Here is a 7,623-nt window from a genome sequence, read left to right as displayed (position 1 = left end):
GCTGCTTTCGATAACCCGGATTTGATTGTGACGGCAGTTGTTGGTGACGGGGAAGCAGAAACAGGCCCTCTGGCAACAGCTTGGCATTCCAATAAATTTATCAACCCCATTCGGGATGGTGCAGTTTTACCAATCTTGCATTTGAATGGCTACAAGATTGCTAACCCCACCATCCTAGCCCGCATCAGCCACGAGGAACTAGAGGACTTATTCAAGGGCTACGGTTACACACCTTACTTTGTGGAAGGGCATGAGCCAGCGCAAGTGCATCAACTGATGGCAGCAACTCTGGAAACAGTTATTTTGGAAATCAAGAAAATTCAAACCGAAGCCAGGACTTCGGGTGTTGCCAAGCGTCCTCGTTGGCCGATGATTGTGCTTCGCACCCCCAAAGGATGGACTGCGCCGGCAGAAATAGACGGTCATAAATTAGAGGGATTTTGGCGATCGCACCAAGTACCAATTACAGATGTAGCTACTAATCCTGCCCATCTGGAGATTTTAGAACACTGGATGAAAAGTTACAAGCCAGAGGAATTATTTGATGAGCATGGCAGTCTAATTCCCGAACTCAAAAAGCTGGCTCCGATTGGTAATCGCCGCATCAGTGCCAATCCCGTTGCTAACGGTGGAATTCTACGTAAAGAATTGCGTATGCCCGACTTCCGCAACAATGCAGTTGAGGTAGTCAAACCCGGCGCAGTTGAGGTGGAAAACACTAAGCCTCTAGGGAACTTCCTGCGAGATATCATGCGTAATAACATGAATAATTTCCGCGTATTCGGGCCAGATGAAACCGCCTCCAATCGACTCAGTGCTATCTACGAAGTCAGTGAGAAAGTCTGGTTGGCAGATATGCTCCCTGAAGATGCAGATGGGAGTGAGCTATCTACCGATGGGCGAGTGATGGAAATGCTCAGTGAACATAACCTGTTCGGCTGGCTGGAAGGCTATCTCTTATCTGGGCGGCATGGTTTCTTCCACAGCTATGAAGCTTTTGCTCACGTTGTTGACTCTATGTTTAACCAGCACGCTAAATGGCTGGAAATCAGCAAAAATGAAGTTGCTTGGCGATCGCCGGTTTCTTCTGAGAATATCTTACTATCCTCTACTGTTTGGCGACAAGACAACAACGGTTTTAGCCACCAAGATCCAGGATTCATAGATTTGGTTACTAATAAGAGTGCTGAAGTTACCCGGATTTATCTACCTCCCGACGCTAACTGTCTACTTTCTGTAGCCAATCATTGCCTACGTAGCACCAACTACGTCAACGTCATCGTTGCAGATAAGCAAAAACACCTCCAGTTTCTTAGCATAGAACAAGCGATCGCACATTGCACCAAAGGCATCGGCATCTGGGACTGGGCAAGCAATGATCATCATGGCCAAGAACCCGATCTTCCTGATGTTGTCATGGCATCTTGCGGAGATGTTGTGACTATGGAAGCTTTAGCTGCAACTGCCATCTTAAGAGATGAGTTCCCCGATCTCAAGGTGCGGTTTATTAATGTTGTTGACTTGTACAAGTTGCAACCAGATACAGAACATCCACATGGATTATCAGACTGGGATTTCGATAGTCTTTTCACCACAGATAAGCCTGTAATTTTCAACTTCCATGGCTATCCTTGGCTGATTCACAAACTTGCTTATCATCGCACTAATCATGAAAATATTCATGTGCGCGGCTACAAGGAAAAGGGCAGCATTAACACACCACTTGAGTTAGCTATCAACAATCAAGTTGATCGGTTCAATCTAGTGATTGACGTGATTGATCGGGTTCCGAAGCTGGGTTCTGCTGCTGTTTATGTTAGAGAGCGCATGAAGAACGAAATTATTAACAACCGGAATTATGCTCATAAACACGGTATTGATCAGCCGGAAATCGTCAACTGGAAGTGGTCTTACTAAAATAATTCGTAATTCATAATTTGTAATTCGTAATTACGTTCCAGATGAAAACTCTGACCTTAGTTTAATGTGAGTTTGACAGATATCTCCCTCCCTTGAGTCTACCGTGTATATACAAGTTTTTGAAAGTTACTGCGTAACGTAGAGTAAGTTAATTTTTGCAGGTCAATGCAATAAAGATGCAGGTTAAGAGACTTATGTGTACACGGTAGCCCCCAAACAAAAAGGGAAAAACAACGTAATTACGAATTAGTAATTATTGTCGATCGCATCTGCAAATAAAAAATCAACCCTTTAGAGCTAAAAGGTTTTAAATAATGAGTTCACCAAAACTTATCGCCACTGTTAAAGCGATGGTTGCCCCTGGTAAAGGCATCTTGGGTTTTAATCAACGATGATAATCTACACAATGAGGAATTTTGGGAAAAAGAATCTACCGTGACTGAAAGTGAATCCATTCCTTTAATTATTGAGGTTGTAAGCACAAATTGGGAAGATGATTATTACACAAAATTAGGAAATTACGTTCGCGTAGCGTCTCGAAGAGAAGCCATGAAGATTCCCGAATATTGGATCGTTGATTATGCAGCGTTGGGGGCAAGAAAATTTATTGGTAATCCGAAACAACCAACTATTTCTATTTATCATCTTGTTGATGAAGAATATCAAGTCGCTCAATTTAGGAATTCTCAACGTATTATATCCCCTAGTTTTCCAGATTTAAACCTGACTGCTAATCAGATTTTTAATGGTGCTTTGTAGAGTATTTTTTGATCTACACTCCAGGTAAATCCCCATAAGATGCTGATAATTGCTAATTGTTTTGATTTCAGGAAATGGGTGTTAGCTAGACGAGAATTTCGGGAATCCTAATACCAGAAGTTAATGGGATTATTTCTGGTATGAGAACTATGTGCAAAGGGATAAGCTTCCGGTTTGACGCTTTTCTATTTATATTAACAACTGGGTTATTCACTCCAGGGATGATGGGATCGGCGATCGCTCAGGTGACATCCGATGGTACTACAAACACCATTGTCAACCAAAGTGGTAATAATTTCACAATTCTTAATGGGATTGCAAAAGGTAATAATTTATTTCATAGCTTCAATAATTTCTCTGTACCTACGGGTGGTTCAGCCACCTTCAATTTAATTAACACGCCAAATATTACTACCATATTTAGCCGGATTACAGGTGGAAACGTTTCTAATATTGATGGGTTAATTAGCAAGCTTAATAGTAGTAATCCGGTGAGTTTGTTTTTAATGAATCCTGCGGGGATTGTGTTTGGGGCAAATGCCCGCTTGAATATTGGCGGCTCCTTCGTGGGAACGACGGCGAATAGTATTAAGTTTGCTGATGGAGTCGAATTTAGTGCAGTAAACTCAGCGACACCACCATTATTAACCATCAGCGTACCCGTGGGGTTGCAATTTGGTCAAGCAACGGGAAATATTCAGGTGCAAGGCACGGGTAATGATGGCATTGTTCCCACCAACAAATTGGGGATAGTAGCAAGTCCTGGACAGACACTTGCCCTTGTCGGCGGCGATGTCAATTTTGACGGTGGCGTGATTACTGCTCCTATTGGACGGATTGAAATCGGTGCAGTGAATAGTGGTACAGTCAGCCTGACCCCCATTACCACGGGTTGGCAACTAGGATACACCCAAGTGCCAGAACTAGGAGACATTAACTTTACAAACCGTTCCTCCCTGTGGAATCCCAACCCCATCGGCAATCCTAACGGAGGGATTCAAGTTGTAGGACGCGATATTACCCTGAATCAATCTCAAATTGCTGGTGCAACTACAGCTAGTGGACAGGGAGGAAATATTACTGTGAATGCAGCGCGATCGCTCTTTTTAGGTGGAGTAAATGCCAATGCTCAAGCTCCCAGCGCTTGGATTGTCAATCAGGTGGCCCAGAAAGCGACGGGAAACGGCGGAGCAGTGAATATTCAAGCAGGGCAGTTAACTTTGCAGGATGGCGCAGCAATTGAAACCCTGAGCCTGGGTGCAGGGGCAGCAGGTAAGGTGGAAGTACGAGCAGATACTATTACCGCCAGTGGTACTATTCCTCTGAAATCTCCCTTAGCACCGACTGGGAGTAGCAGTAGCCGTATTGCCAGTGAAACTTACGCATCAGGAGCCGGGGGAGATATCACCGTAGGGGCGCGGCAAGTGGCTTTTAAGGAAAGTGGTGGAATTTTTACAACCGTCTTTCCTGGGGCTACTGGGCGCGGTGGAAATCTCTCCGTCAATGTGGCAGAAGATATTACCGCGATCGCAGCACATCCCCTCAGTTTCAGTGCTAGTGGAATTGGTGCTTACACATTATGGATTGGCAATGGCGGCAATATCAATGTCTCCACAGGGACATTGCACCTTTTAGATGGAGGGGAAATTTTCGCCGCTTCTGCTCGGCTCGCCGGAATACCTGGGACGGGTGCCGGCAACGCGGGCGATGTAACGGTAGTGGCACGACAAGCCATAGACATGGTGGGTGCATATCCAATCTCACCAACCGTCATTAGCGCTATCGCTAACTTTACTACAGGCTCCGGTAATGGAGGCAATGTGTCTGTGACTACGCCAAAGTTGACACTAGAAGCTGGAGCCATCTTGGCGGCAAGTACTCTGCCAGTGTTTGGCATATTTGGTGACGCCAAACAGTCCAATAATTTAGGAAATGGTGGCAATGTCACCGTGAATGTGGCAGATCGCCTCAGCATCACTGGGATAAATCAGTTCACCAAAGCTCCGACTGTTCTGGGAAGCAACACATTAGGCAATGGTACAGCCGGAGATGTGACAATTCAAACTAATCACTTGGTCGTCCAAGATGGTGCATCAATCAGCACAATCACCCAAGCCACGGGCAATGCAGGTGCATTAACTATCCAGGCAAATGACATTTTAGTAGAAGGGAAGAATATCTTGAATTCTGCGATCGCAGCTAGCGCACCCATTACAGATAAGACTACAAGGCAATTTTATGGTTTACCGGATGCTCCTACGGGTAATGCGGGTAGGTTGAGCATCACAACAAACCGCCTTACACTGCGCGATAATGGACGCGTGAACCTGAAAAACTCTGGGACAGGTAATGCTGGACAGTTAAGTATCCAAGCAGATCAAGTTTCTTTGGATAATGGTCAGATTCTGGCAACCACCACCACTGGGCAAGGTGGCGATATCGATTTAGATGTTGCAAACGTCCTCTTGCTGCGTCATGGTAGTACGATCACCGCAGAAGCAGGTGGCAGTGGTGACGGTGGCACCATCACCATTAAGGCTCCCCTGATCGTTGGGGTAGAAAATAGCGATATTATTGCCAATGCTTTTGAGGGCAAGGGTGGCAACATTCAAATTACCACTCAGGGTCTTTTTGGTCTAAAATATCGGACTCAACTTACTTCTGAAAGCGATATTACTGCCAGTTCGCAATTTGGCGTTAACGGTAATGTGCAAATTACTAACCCTGATGTCAATCCCAATTCCGGGTTGATGCAACTCCCAGTCAATTTAGTTGATGCATCCCAACAAATTGCTACAGGTTGCGCGAATAATCAAGCCAGCCAATTTGTGGCAACGGGGCGCGGTGGTGTACCGCCAAATCCCCTTCAAGAAGTGACGAGCGAGCGCACTTGGTCTGACATCCGCGACATCTCTGCATTCCGCAAAACTAGGGAAGTCACAGCCCAAATGCCTGAATCCCCAGAGGTTCTTGTCCAAGCCACAGGTTGGCGACGAAACGCCCAGGGGAAAATTGAGTTATTTGCAGATAAATCTCCTACTCAGGTGCAACAACCATTAACCTGTGCTGCTGTTCCCAAAATTTAATCATGTTATTAATCATGCCCGAAAAGGGAACTCTAACTTGAAATCAGTTAAAGGAAGTTTTTGGTATGAGAGCGATGTCTACGATGGTCACTGAGCTTGCCTGCCCTGAGCCTGCGTCGAAGGGTCGAAGTGCGGGCTACGCCTACGCTTTTCTATCTATATTCACAACCGGGTTCTTAAGTTCCGCTCTGTTACTACCAGCCATTGCACAAGTGACATCCGATGGTACTACAAACACCATTGTCAACCAAAGTGGTAATAATTTCACAATTCTTAATGGGATTGCAAAAGGTAATAATTTATTTCATAGCTTCAATAATTTCTCTGTACCTACGGGTGGTTCAGCGAGATTCGATTTAATTAACACACCAAATATTACAACTATATTTAGTCGGGTTACAGGTAGAAAGGTTTCCAATATTGATGGGTTGATTAGCACGCTTAATAGTAGTAACCCAGTAAGTTTGTTTTTGATGAATCCTGCGGGGATTGTGTTTGGGGCAAATGCCCGCTTGGATATTGGCGGCTCCTTTGTGGGAACAACGGCGAATAGTATTAAGTTTAGTGATGGAGTCGAATTTAGTGCGACTAATCCCAGTGCTACACCGTTGCTGACGATCAGTGTCCCCATTGGCTTACAGTTGGGGCAAAATCCAGGGGGAATTAGCCTGCAAGGGAGTGGACATCGCCTGACCGCCGGACTTTATACCCCCGTAGATCGCAGCAATAATCCCATCGGGTTACAAGTCGGGGCAGGTAATACACTGGCGCTGATTGGCGGTGAGGTTAACTTGTCCGGTGGCATTGCAGCCGTTAATGGTGGCGGGCATTTGGAGATAGGCAGTGTCAGCGAGGGGCAAGTCAGACTCAATGCTACTCTTACGGGGTGGGTCGGGGATTACTCAGAGGTGCGGCAATTCAACGATATCCAGCTCGCGCAGCAATCGCTTCTCGATGCCAGTGGCGGCAGAGGCTCGATTCAATTACAAGGACGGAATATTAGCTTAACCGAAGGTTCCGTAGCTTTGATCCAAAACCTTGGTACACAACCATCCGGGGGAATTGCAGTCAATGCCACCCAGTCACTTAACCTTACGGGGAATACACCCGATGGTAGACTGGGGAGCCTCATAAAAATCGAGAACTTAGGAACGAGTCAGACGGGTGATATTACCATCTCTGCCGCGCAGCTATCTCTCCAAAATGGAGGAGGAATCGCTACTGGGACCTTTGTTCAAGCACCTGGTGGCAATATAACAGCCAATGTTGCAGGGTTGATCGATATCGATGGCTTTGCCCCCGCCAATCCAGCCAATGCGTCCTCGATCGCAACGATCACATTTAGCTCCGCCAACGCAGGCAATCTTACGGTCTCAACCGGCAACATGAGGATTCTGAATGGTGGCACTTTTACCTCTACATCCATAGGTTCTGGACAGACTGGAATGTTACGAGTTAATGCAGAAGACTTAATCGAAATTGCTGGAGCAAACCCCATTACATTGTCACCAAGTACCTTGCTTTCATCGACTATCAACTCTGGAAATGCCAATAACGTGTTTGTCAATACGTCCAGATTAGTGATTCGAGACGGTGGAGTGTTAGGGTCTGGCACCGTTGCTACGGGTTCAGCCGGTAACGTGACGATTAATGCTTCAAAATCCGTAGATATCCAGGGTAGATATGCCGGCTCGACCCTATCTAGCAGCATTGCTTCAAGCGCCCAGATTGTCGATCCAGCCACTCAAGCTGCCTTTGGACTGCCTGCCATTCCTAGCGGTAACGCTGGTTCCCTAACCATTAACACACCGTCATTACGCATCACAGATGGGGCATATATAACCGTCAAAAATGACGG

Annotated in this window: 3 protein-coding genes and 1 pseudogene; all 4 read left to right on the top strand. The window is 46.0% G+C overall.

The window, feature by feature from the left end; genetic code table 11:
• A partial coding sequence (locus ACYTXL_RS33540; protein WP_461928348.1) for a phosphoketolase family protein occupies positions 1-1,917 on the top strand: 1,917 nt, incomplete at its 5' end.
• Positions 1,918-2,298: 381 nt separating this feature from the next.
• A pseudogene (locus ACYTXL_RS33535) lies at positions 2,299-2,679 on the top strand (Uma2 family endonuclease); the annotation flags it as partial.
• A gap of 140 nt (positions 2,680-2,819) precedes the next feature.
• Entirely contained in the window at positions 2,820-5,765 is a 2,946-nt protein-coding gene (locus tag ACYTXL_RS33530; RefSeq protein ID WP_461928347.1) for a two-partner secretion domain-containing protein, read from the top strand.
• 74 nt (positions 5,766-5,839) lie between these two features.
• A partial coding sequence (locus ACYTXL_RS33525) for a filamentous hemagglutinin N-terminal domain-containing protein (RefSeq protein ID WP_461928346.1) occupies positions 5,840-7,623 on the top strand: 1,784 nt, incomplete at its 3' end.

The sequence above is a fragment of the Nostoc sp. genome (genome assembly GCF_054880495.1).
Note: the sequence above shows the minus strand (reverse complement) of the source record. Positions and strands in the feature narration are given on the sequence as shown.

What these genes read in the sequence shown, in the direction of transcription:
- ACYTXL_RS33530 (WP_461928347.1), top strand. Translation starts at nt 2,820, where the DNA reads ATGAGAACTATGTGCAAAGGGATAAGCTTCCGGTTTGACGCTTTTCTA.